Raw genomic sequence first — 2,242 nt, forward strand, 5'->3', positions numbered from 1 at the left:
TCGGTGGAGGTAGACGCGAAACCAAGTGATCTACACATGTCCAGGTTGAAGTCTCGGTAACACGAGATGGAGGACCGCACCAATAAGCGTTGAAAAGCTTCTGGATGAGGTGTGTGTAGGAGTGAAAGGCCAATCAAACTTGGAGATAGCTCGTACTCCCCGAAAGGCATTTAGGTGCCGCGTGCTATGATTTGCATAAGAGGTAGAGCGACCGATAGGTCAAGAGGGCTTCACCGCCTATCGCGACCTGACGAACTCCGAATGCTTATGTACCGTAGTAGTGCAGTAAGGGGGCGGGTGCTAAGGTCCGTCCCCGAGAGGAGAAGAATCCAGACCGCCGTCTAAGGTCCCTGAATTCTGTCTAAGTTAGTCTAACGAAGTCTGGTCCCCGTGACAGCTAGGATGTTGGCTTGGAAGCAGCCATTCATTCAAAGAGTGCGTAACAGCTCACTAGTCGAGGGTCTGGGCATGGATAATAATCGGGTATAAGACAGATACCGAAGGCGCGGGATAGTAATGATAAAAGTATCGGTAGGGGAGCATTCTATATACGTTGAATGGTTAAGGTAACTTTTCCTGGAGTGTATAGAAAAGCAAATGTAGGTATAAGTAACGATAAGAAGGGTAAGATTCCCTTCCGCCGCAAGACTAAGGTTTCCCGGGCAATGCCAATCATCCCGGGGTTAGTCGGGTCCTAAGTCTCAGCCGACAGGCGAGGGCGATGGCAGACACGGTTAATATTCCGTGACTGCTGCATGATGCGATTGTGGAGACGGAGAAGTGACACCACCGCGAGCTGACGGAATAGCTCGTTGAAGAAATTAGGCGTCGATCATGGTAGGCAAATCCGCCATGAGAGCTGATTTTGAAAGTATGGCATTCCCCTTCGGGGAAAGCCAATAGTGTGGGTAATCCTGCTTCCAAGAAAATCCGCTAAGCTTCAGTCATGCAGCACCCGTACCGCAAACGGACACACGTAGTCGGGTTGAATATACTCAGGCGTTGAGAGATTCATGGTTAAGGAACTAGGCAAATTAACCCCGTAACTTCGGGAAAAGGGGTCCTCGTTATTTTACGAGGCGCAGAGAATAGGTCCAGGCAACTGTTTACCAAAAACACAGGGCTGTGCTAACTCGAAAGATGAAGTATACAGTCTGACACCTGCCCGGTGCTGGAAGGTTAAGAGGAGAGGTTATACGCAAGTAGAAGCTTTGAATTGAAGCCCCAGTAAACGGCGGCCGTAACTATAACGGTCCTAAGGTAGCGAAATTCCTTGTCGGGTAAGTTCCGACCTGCACGAATGGTGTAATGATCTGGACACTGTCTCAATCATGATCTCAGTGAAATTGTAGTATCGGTGAAGATGCCGATTACCCGCGATGGGACGAAAAGACCCCGTGAACCTTTACTATAGCTTAGCATTGACCTTGGTCATCCGATGTGTAGGATAGGCCGGAGGCTTAGAAGGAGGCGCGCCAGCGCTTTTGGAGCCATCGTTGAAATACGGCCCTTTGGCTGTCTGAGGTCTAACGCGCTTGATGTGCGGACACTGCTTGGTGGGTAGTTTGACTGGGGTGGTCGCCTCCAAAAGCGTAACGGAGGCTTCCAAAGGTGCCCTCAGGTCGATTGGTAACCGACCTTTTAGAGTGCAATGGCATAAGGGCGCTTGACTGGGAGGCAGACATGCCGAGCAGGCAGGAAACTGGGGCATAGTGATCCGGTGCATGTGTATGGAAACTGCATCGCTCAAAGGATAAAAGGTACTCCGGGGATAACAGGCTGATCCCCCCCAAGAGCTCATATCGACGGGGTGGTTTGGCACCTCGATGTCGGCTCGTCACATCCTGGGGCTGGAGAAGGTCCCAAGGGTTGGGCTGTTCGCCCATTAAAGTGGCACGCGAGCTGGGTTCAGAACGTCGTGAGACAGTTCGGTCTCTATCTATCGTGGGCGCAGGAGTTTTGCGTGGTGCCGTCACTAGTACGAGAGGACCGTGATGGACAGACCTCTGGTTTACCAGTTGTGCCGCCAGGCGCACCGCTGGGTATCTAAGTCTGGTTAGGATAAGCGCTGAAAGCATCTAAGTGCGAAGCCATCCGCAAGATGAGAACTCCATATAAGGGTCGTTGTAGACGACGACGTTGATAGGGTGCAGGTGTAAAGCCAGCGATGGCAAAGCCGAGCACTACTAATTGCCCAAGACTTTCTTTTGTGAGCCATTCTTTCAGTTGTATCGTGTGTTGT

The 2,242-nt window shown here is 51.2% G+C and carries 1 rRNA gene; it reads left to right on the plus strand.

Going from position 1 to position 2,242, the window contains the following annotated elements:
* Nucleotides 1–2,211, plus strand: a 23S ribosomal RNA gene (locus tag BN35_RS12685); the annotation flags it as partial.
* Nucleotides 2,212–2,242 lie beyond the last annotated feature (31 nt).

This window comes from Hoylesella timonensis 4401737 = DSM 22865 = JCM 15640 (assembly GCF_000455445.1).
Taxonomy (GTDB): Bacteria; Bacteroidota; Bacteroidia; order Bacteroidales; family Bacteroidaceae; genus Prevotella; species Prevotella timonensis.